The organism is Ruegeria sp. BJ5 (assembly GCF_056537865.1).
In genome coordinates this window covers 365,680-381,056 of the sequence record NZ_JBQFSH010000005.1, presented here as the reverse complement: position 1 = coordinate 381,056, position 15,377 = coordinate 365,680, and the positions used below count along the sequence as shown (strand labels likewise).

Here is a 15,377-nt window from a genome sequence, read left to right as displayed (position 1 = left end):
CTCAAGATGCCCCCGGTCTCTCCCAGGCGTCTCAACCGTCTTTCCAGTCCGTCAGGCCGTCCATCCGACCAACCAACACCGCCTCAGCAGCGCCGGTGAAGGGCGTTCTAAGGATAACTACAAATCACCGCAAGCAGAAAATGACAAACTGCCGAACTTTTTTGCTGATTTTATTTTTATCAATGCTTGTCATATACTTAGACAACAGCCACCTAGCTCCACCGTTGGGAATTTCACCCCCGTAGATCAAGCCCGACCCGCTGGTTTCTAAGCCCGACCTCACTAGACCACTATATATAGCGAAAGCGCCCGGACATCACCACAAGAACACTCGACTCGCGCCCCATGAGTCGACTCACTCTGTGCCCGATTGGCGGCTCGGAACGCACAAGCGTTGGTGCGCCGAACACAGCGTATTGCGCCTCCCCCATGTACTTGACGCGCACAGCGCCATTGGCCTCCGGCCGGACCGAATGACCACCCCATTTAAGGCACAAAAAAAGGCCGCGAAATCCATTCGCGGCCAGCAACGATTCAGGAGAGAGCGTCGGACCTTATGATGGCCCGATCATGAAACAGGTGACATTGCGTGCCTTCAGGCGGCGACAGGCCAGATCCGCCTGCTCGCGGGTCATGCCCTGGAAGGTCGCGTCGAACCCGCGCGAACTCTGGTTCACTTTGCGCAAAGTGCCTTCCAGTGTCGTCATCTCCGACAAAGCCGTTTTCAGCAAAACCTTCTCGGCCTCGTAGCGGGTGGTGTAGCGCCCGACATTGACGCCCCAAAGATGCCCGCCCGACGTGGACAGACGGGTAACGACCTCCTGCTCGGGCTCGGCCACGACTTCTGCGGGCTCGGTCGATGCAAGCACAAGGTTCTCGGGGCGCAGGGCCGGGCGCGTGTCGGCATTCTCGACCGGAGGCGCCGTCGGCGCGATATCCGCTGCGGCGATCGCCGCGGCGATGCCGTCTTGAATACGTGCACCGTTCTTGGCTGCGGTTTCAGCCACGGCGCCGGCAACCTGAATGGCCACCCCAGCCCCGGGTCGCATCACAGGTCGAAGGCTGCGCTGTGGTGCGCGGACCGCACTGGCCAATTGGGTGGCTCCACCCAGCCCGGTATTTCCGGCATATGCCGGACGGGCAGGTTTGCGGATCGGAGCCCGAGACGGGGCGCGCCGGAATCCCATATCCAGCAGCTCGGCCACCTTGGCGTTGCGCGAGGTGCTGGATTTGCCGCCGAACACGGTTGCGATGATCCGTTTGTCCCCACGCTTGGCCGAAGCAACAAGGTTGAAGCCCGCAGCGCGCGTGTATCCGGTTTTGATGCCGTCGGCGCCCCGGTAGGCTGCCAGCAGCCGCCGGTTGGTGTTCGGAACAGTCTTGATGCCCGCATGTGTCGATTGGCGTGAAAACAGGTTGTAATACTCAGGATAGTCATAAAGCAGGTGCCGACCCAGCGTGGTCATGTCACGCGCAGTCGAAAGATGGCCCGCTTCGGTCAGCCCGTGTGCGTTCTTGAAGGTTGTGCGGCTCATGCCCATGGCCTTGGCTGTGCGGGTCATACGGCGCGCAAAGGCGGCCTCGGATCCGCTGAGAGCGATGCCGATCGCGGTCGCGGCGTCATTGGCCGATTTCACAGCGGCCGCGCGGATGAGATAACGGAACGCTATGGTCTGGCCCGCCCGCAGGCCCAGCTTGGAGGGCGGCTCGGCCGCCGCGGCCTTGGTGATCCGCACCTGGGTGTCCAGCGTGATCTCACCGTTCCGCACCGCTTCGAAGGCGATATAGAGGGTCATCATCTTGGTGAGAGAAGCAGGGTGCAGCCTGGTATCGGCGTTGCGGGAGTGCAGAACCTCACCGGTTCTGGCGTCAATGACCATTGCCGCATAAGGAGCCGCAAGCGCCTGAGTCGCCAGGACCAGCGCCATCCATATCACTGTGGCTACGAGCAAGCCCGCCCGCGCCGGAACTATCCGCCGAATCTGCACGATCTTTGCCTCTGTCTGCCTCGCGCCGCCGAGTTTTCCCGGTCAGCCTTTTTGATTATTTGGTCGAGGCTAACACACAGCACTGTTGAAATAAACCGAAAGCTGAAAAATCCGCGGCAGCGGCTCCGCTCGGTGGCGTCTAGATGTTGCGGCCCAACGGATGGCCGCCACCAAAACGGCGAAGATGTCAAAAAGTTGGCGCGGCTTCGTCGTAAAAGTTTGAAACTGGGGCCAATCTGTCACAGGTCAGGAAATCTGCCGGACCAGATCAGGAAGATCTCCCAAATCGCGGATCTCCCGGAAACGGGGATGGCTTGTCGGGATCTCGGCCTGCTCGATCTCCCACACCAGACCGTGCGGTACGTGCACGCCCCAGCACCCCGCCTGGATCGGCGCGACCACATCCGACCGCATCGAATTGCCGACCATCATGGCACCGGCAGGTGACTGCCCCATCCGCCGAAAGACTTCGCGGTAGGTATCGGGCGTCTTTTCCGACACGATTTCGACCGCGTCGAACAGTTCACCCAATCCCGATTGGGCAAGTTTGCGCTCTTGATCAATGAGATCACCCTTGGTGATCAGAACAATGCGATGGGTGCCTGCGATTGTCTCGACCGTCTCCCGCGCGTGAGGCAACAGCTCGATCGGGTGGGACAGCATCTCCTGCCCGGCTTCGATCAGTTCGCGGATGACCCTGGCCGGGACTTTGTCTTCCGTCACCTCGATTGCGGTTTCGATCATCGACAGGACGAAACCTTTGATGCCATACCCATAGTGGCGGATGTTGCGCTTCTCGGCCGCCAACAACCGCTCCATCAGATGGACACGGTCCGCATGATCCGCCAGTAGCGCAGCAAAATGCGCTTGGGTCAGCTGAAAGAAACGCTCGTTGTGCCACAAGGTGTCGTCAGCGTCGAAAGCGACGATGGTCAGGTTTTCATCCATTTCGAATCCGCCCGGTTGCTCTTTCCTCTGGGTGGGTCGACGTTATATAAGCCCTGAAACGACCCGAAGTGTGAATCGGAAAATCTCGCGACATGATTGAAGCCCGTTGGATGATGGCTGGCAAATCGGAAGACGATGGCGACACGTCAATCCTTGTTCAGACCAAGCCCAAGACCAAACGACCGCCCTTGTACAAGGTGCTGCTGTTGAACGACGACTACACGCCCATGGAATTCGTGGTTCATGTGCTCGAGCGGTTCTTCGGGATGTCCCATGCGCAGGCCTTCGAGATCATGTTGACCGTGCACAAGAAAGGTGTGGCCGTGGTCGGCGTATTCAGCCACGAGATTGCCGAGACCAAGGTTGGGCAGGTGATGGATTTCGCTCGTCGGCATCAACACCCGCTTCAGTGCACCATGGAGAAAGAGGAGTAGGGCCGCGACGCGCGACTCTGCCCCCTTCAACCCGCTCTGATGTCCTCACGATTGTCTCTCGCCCTCGACTCGGGCCTGACCCTGTCGGAACCGATATCGGTCGTTGGACCGACGCCGGATCATGACCTGTCGGCGCTGCCGAACGGTGTCGAGGTTGTTCAACCTTTCAAACCGTTCCACGACCATTTCCGGGACCGCGGCTTTGCAACTGTGCCCGAAACCGACAGCGCTTGTGAAGACGTGGTTCTGTTTCTGCCCCGCGCCAAAGCACAGGCACGCGCCATGATACATCATGCGTGCAGCCGGGCCTCGGGAACGGTTGTCGTGGATGGCGCCAAGACAGATGGCGTGGACAGCTTGTTGAAGGACATTCGCAAGCGGGTCGAGATCGAGGGCCCCATCGCCAAGGCGCATGGCAAGATCTTTTGGTTCAAGGCCGACCCCGACGCATTTGCAGACTGGGCCGCGCCCGCAGGACAGATGGCGGACGGCTTCCAAACCGCGCCCGGGGTGTTTTCGGCCGACGGGGTCGATCCTGCTTCGGCACTGTTGCGCGAGACCCTTCCGTCAGGGCTTGGACCTCGGGTCGCCGATCTGGGTGCCGGATGGGGCTATTTGTCCGCCGGGCTGCTGCAGGGTGACACTGTACGCACGATTCATCTTGTCGAAGCCGACCATACTGCCCTGACATGCGCACGTATCAACGTGCCCGACCCAAGGGCACAGTTCCACTGGGCAGATGCGGTGACATGGTCTGCACCAGAACCCATGGACACCGTTGTTATGAACCCGCCATTTCATACTTCGCGCAGCGCCGATCCCGGCTTGGGGCGCGGGTTCATCACCGCCGCCGCGCGCAACCTGTCCCGCTCGGGCGACTTGTGGATGGTCGCCAACCGGCATCTCCCCTACGAAACGACTTTGACTGACGCTTTCGCGCGGGTCGAGGAAATTGCAGGCGACAACCGGTTCAAGGTATTCCACGCCTCTCGCCCTCGGCGGTGAAGCCGATTAACCTGCGCCGCGACTCAGGAGGAAACACATGTCCTTTTCCATAGCCGGCAAGACCGCCATCGTCACCGGAGGCGCCAACGGCATCGGCCTTGCCATCGGCCGTCACTTCGCCGACGCGGGCGCCAACGTGATGTTCGCCGACATGGACGAGAAACGTCTGGCCGAAGAACTGGGCGAACAGGCCGATGACAGCAACGTCCGCTACTTCGCCGGTGATCTGCGCGAAAAGCTGACGATCGCCAACCTCCTTTCGGCCACTCTGGATGCATTCGATCAGGTCGACATTCTTGTAAACGGAGCGCGACAGGTCATCTCGACGGATCCGCTGGACCTGGAAGACGACTCGGTTCGCACCCTTCTGAACCAGAACCTGATGCCAGCCCTGCGGCTGAGCCAGCTTGTGGCCAAGCGGATGATCAAACAATCCGAGGATCAGGAAGACGGGCCGAATGGTTCGATCATCAACCTGTCCTCGATCGCCGGTCAGCGCGCGCATCCAGGCCTTTTGGCCTATTCGGTTTCCAGCGCCGCGCAGGACCAGTTGACCCGGTCCCTTGCAGTGGCGCTTGCGCCTCATCGGATCCGCGTGAACTCGATTGCGTTGGGGTCGGTCATGAGCGCGTCACTGCAGGCCACCCTGAAAGACAATCGGGACTATCGGCGGGACATTGAGGATCATACCCCACTGGCCCGCATTGCCGCCCCGGCCGAGCTGGCCGAAACGGCGCAATACCTTGCCTCGGACGCGGCTGCGTTCATTACCGGGCAAGTCCTCACAATCGACGGTGGACGGACCCTTCTGGACCCGGTTGCCGCTCCCGCGCATTGAGCCTGACGATGTTTGAAACGGAAAAATCCACCGCCTCGACTTGGTTTCGCCAGTTGCGCGACGAAATCGTCGCGGCCTTCGAGGCTTTGGAAGACAGCCACCAGGTGGGGCCATTTTCCGATGCCCCCGCCGGACGGTTCGAGGTCAAGGAGACCCGACGCCAGTCCGAGGACGGCTCGGACGCGGGTGGTGGGCTGATGTCGGTCATGCGCGGCGGCCGCGTGTTCGAGAAGGTCGGTGTCAATGTCTCGACGGTCTACGGCACGCTCGGCGAAAGGGCGCAACAGGCAATGGCCGCGCGCAAGGGTATCCCCGGGATGACAGACGACCCGCGGTTCTGGGCCTCGGGCATCAGCCTTGTGGCGCATATGCAAAACCCGCACGCACCGGCCGCTCACATGAACACCCGCATGTTCTGGACCCCGCATGCTTGGTGGTTCGGCGGTGGATCAGACCTGAACCCCTGCATCGAATATGCCGAGGACACGGCCCATTTCCACGCCACGCAAAAAGCGCATCTAGACCCGCACGGGCCGGGTCACTATCCGCGGCTCAAAGAATGGGCAGACGAGTATTTCTACATTCCGCACCGCAAGCGTGCGCGTGGGGTGGGCGGCATTTTCATGGACGACTACTGCACCGGCGACTGGCAGGCGGATTTTGCGCTGACACAGGACATTGGCCGCGCTTTCCTGCCGGCCTTTCTGCCGCTGATCAAAAAGCGGCGGACCCAACCCTTTACCGAGGCAGACAAAAACACCCAGCTGGTGCACCGCGGGCTCTATGCCGAATACAATCTGGTCTATGACCGGGGCACGAAATTCGGCCTGGAAACCGGGCATGACCCCGACGCCGTGCTGATGAGCCTGCCGCCGCTGGCCAAGTGGGTCTGAGACGTTAGAACCCGAAATCCATGAAGTTGTCGTAGCAGTAGTTCTGCGCTGAGGACGCTGACATGTTCTCGCCCACCCGCTTGACGGTGATTGAATAGCCGGGGGTGGTATCCACGCCCGGCGGCGGCTTCAACGAGAATTGCACGGTTCGGACACCCGGCTCGTAAGCCCTCCAGATGTAGATCCGTTGCGAACCGGGGACACCCAACTGCCGAATGGCGAAATCGCCGATCCCGCACCAGTAGTTGACAGGGGCTGACGACCCGATTGCCTTGACCTCGTACACACCGTCTCCTACGGATCTTATCTCGGTGCGGTAGGTCGGGCGGACGCCGATGCCGAACCCGACAGCTTGTGCGGCAATTGGAGCCAACAGTGTTGCAGACAGAACCAGGGCTGAAATCAAATGCTTCATCAAAACTATCCGCCAAAAAACCGGGTTGTGCCAATCATAGGCCGCATGTCCATTGAGTAAAGCCAAACCCGGTCACCTTTGGAAACAGGCCGCGCCCACACGCCCTCTCAGCTTCGGCGGCGACAGAAAACAAGTACCATTTCAAGACTTTGCCCGATATACTGCCGATGTCCCAAGGGGTTGAGGTCAGGTTTGAGCAGAAAATTTCCAAAGGACTGGTTTGATGTCTCTCCCGAGAAATACGCCGATTTCGGCGCGCTCTTCTACCTTGCCGGGCTGACCAAAACCCACCAGCAACGCAGCCTCGCCCAGGTTCTGTAAGCATTCGAAACGCCTTTGCGGCTGGGGCAGTATCACATCTTTCGCCAAAACGGATTCCCGCGCGGTTTCGTGACCTTTGCCGGGCTCAGCCCTGAAGCGGAATACCGATATGCGGTGCAGGAAAAGCCTTTGATGGATACTGATTTCACCAGCGGTTCATCTTTCTGAATCGTCGATTTGGTCGCACCTTTCGGACAGACCAACCAGATGGTCGAGATTCTGAAACGCGAGATTCCGCATCCGAGGGTGCGCACGAACCGCATGGACAGCGACATGACCCGAAACCGCATCGTCGAATGGACCCGGGATGAGGCCGGCAAGGTCCACATGAAACTGTACCGGAAAAAAGAGTTCTCGCAGCTTCTGAAAGAACAGGGTGATTGACCCTGCCGCCTAAGATTTGGCGACCCGTCCACCGACATCCTGCGGTGCCAGCGCTACGGTCTTGACGACCGCGTGGCACGGTTTGCCGGGCTGCAACGCCAGGGCATCGACCGACCGGCGCGTCACACGGGCCAGCAGCGTGCCCGCCGGTGTTCGGACCGAAACGATCGCCCCTGGCCCTTCGCCCGCGCGCACGGTCTCGACGGTGCCCTGCAGGACGTTCAGCGCCGACAGGCCCTCGGGCTTTCGGTCCGACAGTATGACTTCCTGGGCGGGGATGCGGATCCGAAGCGCATCGCCAACCGAATGCGGGATGCGCGGCAGGAACAGTCGGACACCGTTTGCCGCCAATTCCGTCAGGCCGTCTTCGTGATGCGCGGCCACAGTGACCTCAAGCACCGCACCCACAGCCCGCACACCTGTCGGCGCAACCGAAGGATCCGCCAACACTTCGGAGGCCGGTCCCTGCCGCAGCACCTTGCCGTCCTGCAGCGCCACGACCGAGGTGGCAAGGCGGGCCACTTCGGCCGCAGAATGCGTGACATAGAGAATCGGCACCGAGACCTCGTCCCTCAATCGCTCGAAATAGGGCAGGATCTCGGCCTTTCGCGCTTCATCCAACGCAGCGAGAGGTTCATCGGCCAGGATCAACCGCGGACTTGCCAGCAGAGCACGGCCAATGGCGACACGCTGCTTTTCACCGCCCGACAGGTGGGCGGGGCGACGGTCCAGCAGGTGGCCGATGCCCAGCATCTCTATCACGTGATCGGGGTTTTCACGGCGCGCGTCCCGGGGAGCAAACCACCGGCCGTACGACAGGTTTTGGCGCACGGTCAGGTGCGGGAACAAGCGGCCTTCCTGGAAGATATAACCCAGCCGGCGGCGATGCGGCGGCAGCCAATGGCCTTGCTCGGTATCGAACAGCACCCAATCATCCACCGCGACCCGCCCAGCCTGGGGGCGCAGCAAACCGGCCACGGCATCCACGATGGTGGTTTTGCCAGACCCCGATCGTCCGAACAGAACCGTCACACCCCGCGGCGCCTGAAACAAGATGTCCAGGTCAATGCCCGGCAGGCGGTGTCTTATCTGCACGGACAGACTCATGTTCCGGCCACCCGGGCCGCAGCGCGACGCCCCACATATTCCGACAGAAGCAGCGCCCCCATGGCGATGACGATCGAGATGATGACCAGCCGCATCGCGGCGCTCTCGCCGCCCGGCACCTGAAGGAAAGCATAAACCGCCGACGGCAAGGTCTGGGTCTGGCCCGGAATGTTCGACACGAAGGTGATCGTGGCTCCGAACTCGCCCATCGCCTTTGCGAAGGCAAGGATTGCCCCTGCAATGATCCCCGGCAAGATCATAGGCAAAGTCACGGTGACAAAGACAAAAGGTTGCGATGCCCCAAGCGTCGCTCCCGCCTGCTCCAGTTTTGGATCAACCGCCTCGATCGACAGGCGGATTGCCCGAACCATCAGCGGAAATGCCATGATCCCGGCGGCCAGTGCGGCTCCGGTCCAGCGGAAGGCCACAACGACGCCCAGATCAGCCAGCACCCGACCAACCGGGGCTTGTACGTTGAAGGTCAGCAACAACAGATAACCGGTCACGACCGGTGGCAGGATAAGCGGCAGATGCACCAGACCGTTCAGCACTTGTCGACCGGGAAACCTCCAGCGGGCCAGTGCGTAGGCCACGAATATACCGAGTGGCAGCGAAACGATCGTCGCCCAGAAAGAGACGCGCAGAGACAGTCGCAACGCTTCGATCTCGGCAGGGCCCAACCAACCCATGGCGCTATCCGTGCGGCAGGGTGAAACCCTGCGCCTTGAATATGCCGGTCGCCGGTTCGCTCTGCAGGTAGTCGAGGAAGACCTGCGCCTCAGGCCGTGCGGTCGCGGTCAGGGCCGCAGGATAGACGATCACCGGGTGCGTGCCTTCAGGGAAAACTCCGACCACATCCACCCGGGCCTCGGCCTGCACATCGGATCGGTAGACAACACCCATTGGTGCCGCGCCACTTGCGACAAGCGCCAACGCCGCGCGCACGTTATCGGCCTGAGCCACCTGATCCTGAACATCGTCCCACAGGCCCAGAGCAGTCAACGCGGCCTTGCCATAGCTTCCGGCGGGAACCGCATCAACGAGAGCCATTGCCAGATAGCCGCCTTTCAATTGGCCTCTCAGATCGAAGTTCGGCGTAAGCTCCTGTTCGCTGGGCTGCCCTGCGCGCGCAATCAGCACCAGCCCGTTGCCCACAAGATCGACGCGCGACGCCGGGTCGATGTCTCCGTTCCGCTCAAGAACATCCATCCAGGCGGTATTGGCAGAGATAAACAGATCGGCCGGCGCGCCCAGCTGAATCTGCCGGGCCAAAACGGAAGAGGCTGCGAAGGAAACCGTAACCTGTTGACCTGTCGCGGCCTCGAATTCCGGAGCGATCTGGTCCAGCGCGGTCTTGAGACTGGCCGCCGCGAACACCAGGACCTCAGCCGCCGCAACCCGAACCGGGGCAACCAACGCGCCGCAAAGGGCGGCAACCGCAACAAGACGGCGGCATGTGTCGAACTGCATCCCCGGCTCTCCTGTTCGGGCGGTCGCATTGCTTTTGGCATATCGGAGGCAGCGGGCCGCAGGCAAGGTGTATTCCCGCCGGCGTGCTATGCAGAGTCCGGAATCAATTGGTCTTTCCGGCGTCGAAAGAGTAAGCCCAGAGAAAAAGGCGGCATCCCAAACCCGCAATCTGTCGCAAATGAAATTGATGTCGCGCGCTCGCAAGACGAGTCTGGGCATGAACCAAACAGGACGTACACCATGCTGCACCAAACCCCGGGATTGATCGACACCGTTCGCGCGCGGTTTGCCCATGTGGACAACTGCCCCTTTCAGGGTCCCCGCATCTTTTTCGAGAATGCCGGCGGCGCACTGACCCTGAACTCGGTGGTCGAAACCTCGGCCCGTTTTGCGGCCATCCCGGACAATCAGGGGCGGGACAATCCCGCCAGTCACGCGTTGGTCGACATCATCAACCGTGCCAAAGCAGATCTTGCCGTGTTTATGAATGCGCCTTCGGGGCAGTTCTTCGTGGGTGAAAGCGGAACAGAGCTGCTGTTCCGCATGATCCGCACGGCCTGCGTGAATGCGCCAAAAGGGGCAAAGGTGATCGGCAGCTCGATCGAACATCCCGCCAGCCGCAGCGCCGCGCGCCGCTGGGCGGGCCTTGCCGGATTGGACTATGTGAACGTGCCGCATAACGACGCGACAGGTTTGGTTACTGCCGCAGATTATTCGGCCCACATGACACCGGACGTCGCGGTCGCCACGATCCTGCACGCTTCGCCGGTGACGGGAATGGGAATGGACGTGGCTGAAATCTCGCGCGCGATCCGGGCGGTGTCGCCGGATTGTTTCATCATTGTCGATGGCATCCAGCACGCAGCACACGGACAGTTGGATATCGACAGCTATGAAGTCGATGGATATGCGATTTCACCCTACAAAGTGTTTTCCCGGCATGGCTACGGCATTGCCTGGATCTCCGACCGGCTGACCGCCCTGCCCCATGACCAACTGATTGACGCGCCAGCTGATGGTTGGGAATTCGGCACGCGCGATACCGGCGCCTACGCCACGATGTCCGACGTGGTTGCCTATTTCGACTGGCTGGGCGGCCAGGTGTCGGATGCCCCTGACCAACGCACCAGAATCGAGGCCGCCGGCCAGGCGATTCATGCCTATGAGACCCATCTGACCAACGCGATGATCAACGGCGTGGGCAACCTGCCCGGCCTGCGCGATATGGATCACGTCGCGATTCTGGCCGGAGAAGACAACCCCGCCCGCGAAGGACTGGTGTCGATCGTGGTCCGCGACATGCCCTCGGCCGACGTGGTCTCGCGCCTGAACGCGCAGGGCATCCGAACCCACACCCGCAAGGCCGACCATTACAGCGGGAACGTGCTGAACCCGTTGGGCTTGTCCGATTGCATCCGGATTTCGCTGTGCCACTACAACACCGAGCACGAAGTTGCGCAGCTGCTGACCGCATTGAAGGACATGAATCCCTGAGACACACAGCCACCGGCGCAGAAATTCTGAAAGACCCTCTTGCGCCGGCCCACCAGCTTGGCTAAATCCCCCCTCACGGGTGATTAGCTCAGTTGGTAGAGCGCTTCGTTTACACCGAAGATGTCGGGAGTTCGAGTCTCTCATCACCCACCATCCCAACTCATTGATCTTGCAATATTTATTTCTGTGCAGGGTCTTGCGCCGCCTCAACTGGTACATAGAGGTGGTACACGATGAGACACGCGATGCCTAAGCCTGTACTGATCGGATCGACATATTATCTACGAGTTCATGTCCCACGGGACGTTGTGAAACTTGCTTCAGGCTCCGCAGTTGTTTTGCCTATTGGCGATAGTGCCTGTCAGATAAAGCTAACGACTCACGCCAAAGTCTCGCTGCGGACGAAAGACTGGCCAGAGGCCAAGAAACGCTTCGCCGCAGCTCTTGCCGCCTTAGAGACATACTGGGATTCCCTGAGAAACGGGCCAGTTAGCTTGAGCCATAAGGAAACCGTTGCGTTGGCAGGTGAAGTCGTAGCTACGTTCCTACAAGTACTGGAAGAAGAACCCGGATCACCTGAGATTTGGGAACGGGTGGCAAACCTAGATGCCCACGCCAAAAAAGGCATGAGCAATCCCTTGGCAATCCCGACACCTCAGACCAAGGCTAAAGACATTGAGTATCGATTTGGCGGGTTAGCGGATGCTCAATTGGCAAGGCGAGGTCTGATAGTGGATGAAAAGTCTCGCGACCGCCTCATTCAACGCATAGCTGTGTCCATGGAAGATGTCAGCCGGGTCAATTTAGCAAGGGCATTGGGCGACTACTCGGAAATAGATACTCTCAAGAAGTACCCAAAATACGTGCCGAAACCCAAACAACACCCGGGCGTTCGCGATGAGCACGGAGGAGTTACGTTCGACGACGTGATCGACCAGGAAGTACGTCGCCGATCCACAGGCAGAGATGCCAAACCCATGTCCTCCAGTGCAGAACGTAAGTTTCGAAGAGCCGTTGACGAGTTTGCGAAACACCGAAAGAGCAAACGAATAGACACTTTGACAGCACGACAGGCTGATGATTGGAAGTGGACCATGCTGGACGAGGGAAAGCTATCTAACTCGACGATAGCCCAGCGTTTGCAGAACGTAAGGACGGTTGTGGAGTGGGCGCGTCGTCATGCCCTCGGTAGTCTTTTCCCCGACGGCAACCCCTTGGAACTAGTTGAGCTACCGCAGCGACAAGGGGTCAACAGCGCTGATCGGACATATCGGTTGAGTGAGGCGAAGTTGGTCCTGGAAGCGGCGAGGTGTGAGACGAAGCCGGAGCTTAGATGGTTGCCGTGGATGTGCGCCTACTCGGGCGCTAGGATTGAAGAGGTTGCGCAGCTAACGCCTGATGACTTCTTCCAGTCCGCTGACGACTGGTTCTACCGGATCACGACGAAGGGCGGGAAAACACTGAAGAACCAACACAGCAAGAGGACTGTTCCCGTACACCCTGACCTCATAACTGAGGGATTGATCCAGTTCGTGCAGACGCACAGCGGCAACCCCACTCAAAGATTGTTCCCCCGGCGATCACAAGGGAACGTAGCTGGGTGGGTACGAGGCAAGCTTGAGCTTAAAAGAAAAGACCTAGCACCCAACCATGGGTGGAGGCATCTGTTCGAAGACTTGGCATTGAGGGCGGGTATCTCGGATAGCGCGAAGACATACATCACAGGACGATCGACTGGGCGGTCAGCTGAAGGGTATGGCAAGAGCGACGCTATGCTACCCGGATTGGCGGCAGAGATGCGTAAGCTGCCTTCATTCCTGCCCCAATAGAGCCGCTGAGAGAGTCACTGAGTGGCCTTTCAGGTGCTTCAGCTGGGTAGGGTGCCGAGAGCCGCAATCGAGCCTCACAGAGTCGCTCAGAGCCTCTACAGTCGGTTTGGAGTTGGGTGCCACCATTGCAGACAAATACGTGCTGCGGGGGCCTCTCTGGGGCAACTGCAATCTGAAGCTGAAGCTTCGATGCTAGTCGCCAGACCTCCCTTGCCGATCACTTAGCCGATAGCTTTGGGGGGTAAGGGGGGCATCTGGGGATGCATCTGAAGCTAGGTAGCTTTGATAGCTTAAGCTATTGCTGAAGCTTGGGTCGTCCTCGTCGTGGAGGAAAGACCCATTAACCACATCCTCAAAGCTCAAGCTATGCCTGCTGCAGACAACTTGAAGTTTGACCACCACGACGACATTGACGCTAGTGTCAGCAGCGATAGAGCTGGCATCGGTCAGCCAAGCAAAACCGCTGCAAAAATCTGAGAGCCTTACCCATATAACGTGGTCGTCGATAGTTCCCCCATACCGGGTCTTCGGTCGTATGGTAGAGCGAAATGGGTTGCGACACGTTTACCAACTATGCCTTTGACAGAGGGTGATCGCCCCACACAGCGACGTTGAAGGAACCGGCAAATGCACATCTGCACGTTACCGAGGCTCTGAGGCGCTCTGGCGCAGCTACTTCCTACTCATCGTTGACACTGCAGCGTTCACTGTGATCTGCGTAGGACATTGCGGTAACTTGTTTTTTTCACAAGGACATTGAAATGAAATGGCGGGATTCAGTCGAACTTGCGTTACAGAACTTAGGCGGCAGCACCAGCCTTGATCGTTTGTATGAAGAAGTCCGCGCAATTCGCGTGAGCAACAATGACACCACCCCCAAATCCCTTGAAGCAGTCGTCCGCAAAGAACTTGAATACAACTCTTCGGACTCTTCGAATTGGCAAGGCGATAGAGACCTATTCTACAGCGTTCACGGGATAGGTATGGGCGTTTGGGGTCTTAGAGCGCTCATATCGGAAACTCCGCTTGCTCACGACATTGAGCTACCGGAAACGACCGGAGAAGCCGTACGGCTCGAAGTCACGACGAACCGCATCATCCGTGATACGGACATGACGAAGAAGGTGAAGGCGCTTCACAACAACGAGTGCCAGATGTGCGGGGGCTTCATCGAGCTTCCGAATGGCCAGAAGTACGTCGAGGCTCATCACATCATTCCCTTAGGCGCTCCACACAATGGGCCGGACACTCCCGACAACATAGTTGTGGTCTGCCCAAACCATCATGCCATGCTCGACTTTGGGTGTATCACTCTTTCGAAGTCACTTCTGAAAAACGCAGTCGGTCATTGCATATCTGACGCAAGCATAAGCTACCACAACCAGGCTATCTTCTTATCCTCCTAATAGCAGTACGACGGTCAGCATGTGTCCTTACGGGTATACCTCCACGTACACCAGCGCGTCTTGAAAAAAGACTGTCCGTAAGGGTTGACTTACTTCAACGTACACAATTATCAACGTACAGCACCTAAACGGACACCAAGGCGACATGAGCAAGACCATCCTTTATGCACGAGTTTCGACTACTGACCAGACACTTGACCATCAGCGGGCACAAGCTGAGGCTGCTGGGTTTAAGATTGACGAGGTGGTGTCCGACCATGGGGTGTCAGGTGTCAGTACGACGCTGCAGGAAAGACCAGAGGGCAAGCGATTGTACGACAAGCTGCGCCATGGGGATACGCTAGTGGTGCGCTGGGTTGACCGTCTAGGTCGCAACTACCAAGACGTCACAGACACGATCCGCCATTTCATCAGGCAGGGTGTCGTAGTGCAGACCGTGATCAACGGCCTGACCTTCGATGGCACCACGCAGGACCCCATGCAAGCAGCTGTGAGAGACGCGCTTATTGCCTTCATGGCCGCGACCGCACAGGCGCAAGCGGAAGCAACCAAGGAGGCCCAGAAGGCTGGCATAGCCGCTGCAACGCAGGACGGCACCAAATACCGGGGCAAGAAGCCGAGCTATGACAGGGTGATGTTTGAAGTTGTCATGGAAATGCTGGGCCAAGGGGCCGGTGCATCAGAGATCAGTAAGGTCACCGGATTGACACGCCAAACTGTCCTTCGAATAAGGAAAGACCCTGCGGCAGCCGAGGCTGGGCTGGCAAAGTGGGCAGATAAGCTCCACTGAGGACAGCGGGGCCTTTTTGTGTCCCGTCTATTTACACTGTCAGGAGTTGAGCGTC

At 59.2% G+C, this 15,377-nt stretch carries 17 protein-coding genes and 1 tRNA gene; 12 read left to right on the top strand and 6 right to left on the bottom strand.

What is annotated here, in order from left to right; translation table 11 throughout:
* Positions 1–554: 554 nt before the first annotated feature.
* Positions 555–1,928 carry a D-alanyl-D-alanine carboxypeptidase family protein gene (locus ACR0NY_RS17445; RefSeq protein WP_093963052.1) on the bottom strand — a complete coding sequence of 458 codons (1,374 nt, stop codon included), beginning with the start codon at positions 1,926–1,928 and terminating at the stop codon, positions 555–557.
* A gap of 306 nt (positions 1,929–2,234) precedes the next feature.
* Complete coding sequence (locus ACR0NY_RS17440; protein ID WP_170369622.1) at positions 2,235–2,936, bottom strand: HAD family hydrolase; 702 nt, start codon at positions 2,934–2,936, stop codon at positions 2,235–2,237.
* A 92-nt stretch (positions 2,937–3,028) separates the two neighbouring features.
* On the opposite strand from ACR0NY_RS17440, the gene clpS reads away from it, so the two are divergent.
* From clpS to hemF, 4 genes are read left to right on the top strand one after another with little or no spacing between them, the layout of a single operon-like run.
* The gene (gene clpS / locus ACR0NY_RS17435; protein ID WP_170342017.1) at positions 3,029–3,370 is read left to right on the top strand and encodes an ATP-dependent Clp protease adapter ClpS; all 342 of its coding nucleotides are present in this window, start codon (positions 3,029–3,031) and stop codon (positions 3,368–3,370) included.
* Between the two features lie 39 nt (positions 3,371–3,409).
* Positions 3,410–4,375, top strand: coding sequence for a class I SAM-dependent methyltransferase (locus ACR0NY_RS17430; protein ID WP_170342019.1), 966 nt, complete (start codon positions 3,410–3,412; stop codon positions 4,373–4,375).
* A gap of 37 nt (positions 4,376–4,412) precedes the next feature.
* On the top strand, positions 4,413–5,213 hold the full coding sequence (locus ACR0NY_RS17425) for an SDR family NAD(P)-dependent oxidoreductase (protein WP_093963056.1): 801 nt from the start codon (positions 4,413–4,415) through the stop codon (positions 5,211–5,213).
* Between the two features lie 8 nt (positions 5,214–5,221).
* Positions 5,222–6,106 (top strand): oxygen-dependent coproporphyrinogen oxidase, encoded by an 885-nt coding sequence (gene hemF / locus ACR0NY_RS17420; RefSeq protein WP_170342021.1) that lies wholly within the window; start codon positions 5,222–5,224, stop codon positions 6,104–6,106.
* Between the two features lie 4 nt (positions 6,107–6,110).
* On the opposite strand, the gene ACR0NY_RS17415 is transcribed toward hemF, so the two are convergent.
* Complete coding sequence (locus ACR0NY_RS17415) at positions 6,111–6,521, bottom strand: hypothetical protein (RefSeq protein WP_170365228.1); 411 nt, start codon at positions 6,519–6,521, stop codon at positions 6,111–6,113.
* A gap of 192 nt (positions 6,522–6,713) precedes the next feature.
* Here ACR0NY_RS17415 and ACR0NY_RS17410 point away from each other — a divergent pair, with 192 nt between their 5' ends.
* From ACR0NY_RS17410 to ACR0NY_RS17400, 3 genes are read left to right on the top strand one after another with little or no spacing between them, the layout of a single operon-like run.
* The gene (locus ACR0NY_RS17410; protein WP_302478027.1) at positions 6,714–6,842 is read left to right on the top strand and encodes a hypothetical protein; all 129 of its coding nucleotides are present in this window, start codon (positions 6,714–6,716) and stop codon (positions 6,840–6,842) included.
* Between the two features lie 15 nt (positions 6,843–6,857).
* The gene (locus ACR0NY_RS17405) at positions 6,858–7,010 is read left to right on the top strand and encodes a toxin-activating lysine-acyltransferase (protein WP_244952466.1); all 153 of its coding nucleotides are present in this window, start codon (positions 6,858–6,860) and stop codon (positions 7,008–7,010) included.
* Between the two features lie 39 nt (positions 7,011–7,049).
* Positions 7,050–7,226: a hypothetical protein gene (locus tag ACR0NY_RS17400; RefSeq protein WP_244952465.1), complete on the top strand. Its 177-nt coding sequence runs from the start codon at positions 7,050–7,052 to the stop codon at positions 7,224–7,226.
* A gap of 9 nt (positions 7,227–7,235) precedes the next feature.
* On the opposite strand, the gene modC is transcribed toward ACR0NY_RS17400, so the two are convergent.
* The 3 genes from modC to modA are packed head-to-tail and all read right to left on the bottom strand — an operon-like array spanning position 7,236 to position 9,803.
* Positions 7,236–8,333 carry a molybdenum ABC transporter ATP-binding protein gene (gene modC / locus ACR0NY_RS17395; protein ID WP_170369624.1) on the bottom strand — a complete coding sequence of 366 codons (1,098 nt, stop codon included), beginning with the start codon at positions 8,331–8,333 and terminating at the stop codon, positions 7,236–7,238.
* A complete protein-coding gene (modB, locus tag ACR0NY_RS17390; RefSeq protein WP_170342025.1) occupies positions 8,330–9,022 on the bottom strand; it encodes a molybdate ABC transporter permease subunit in 693 nt (230 codons plus the stop codon). The genes modC and modB overlap by 4 nt, the downstream gene beginning before the upstream one ends.
* 4 nt (positions 9,023–9,026) lie before the next feature.
* A complete protein-coding gene (gene modA / locus ACR0NY_RS17385; RefSeq protein ID WP_170369626.1) occupies positions 9,027–9,803 on the bottom strand; it encodes a molybdate ABC transporter substrate-binding protein in 777 nt (258 codons plus the stop codon).
* A gap of 240 nt (positions 9,804–10,043) precedes the next feature.
* Here modA and ACR0NY_RS17380 point away from each other — a divergent pair, with 240 nt between their 5' ends.
* The 5 genes from ACR0NY_RS17380 to ACR0NY_RS17360 all read left to right on the top strand — a co-directional run bounded on the left by ACR0NY_RS17380 (position 10,044) and on the right by ACR0NY_RS17360 (position 15,322).
* Positions 10,044–11,297 (top strand): aminotransferase class V-fold PLP-dependent enzyme, encoded by a 1,254-nt coding sequence (locus ACR0NY_RS17380; protein ID WP_170369628.1) that lies wholly within the window; start codon positions 10,044–10,046, stop codon positions 11,295–11,297.
* 77 nt (positions 11,298–11,374) lie between these two features.
* Positions 11,375–11,450: transfer RNA gene (locus ACR0NY_RS17375), tRNA-Val, on the top strand.
* Positions 11,451–11,530: 80 nt separating this feature from the next.
* Entirely contained in the window at positions 11,531–13,126 is a 1,596-nt protein-coding gene (locus tag ACR0NY_RS17370) for a site-specific integrase (protein ID WP_170369630.1), read from the top strand.
* Positions 13,127–13,887: 761 nt separating this feature from the next.
* A complete protein-coding gene (locus ACR0NY_RS17365) occupies positions 13,888–14,532 on the top strand; it encodes an HNH endonuclease (RefSeq protein ID WP_170369631.1) in 645 nt (214 codons plus the stop codon).
* A 145-nt stretch (positions 14,533–14,677) separates the two neighbouring features.
* The gene (locus ACR0NY_RS17360) at positions 14,678–15,322 is read left to right on the top strand and encodes a recombinase family protein (RefSeq protein ID WP_170369633.1); all 645 of its coding nucleotides are present in this window, start codon (positions 14,678–14,680) and stop codon (positions 15,320–15,322) included.
* Positions 15,323–15,377: the final 55 nt, after the last annotated feature.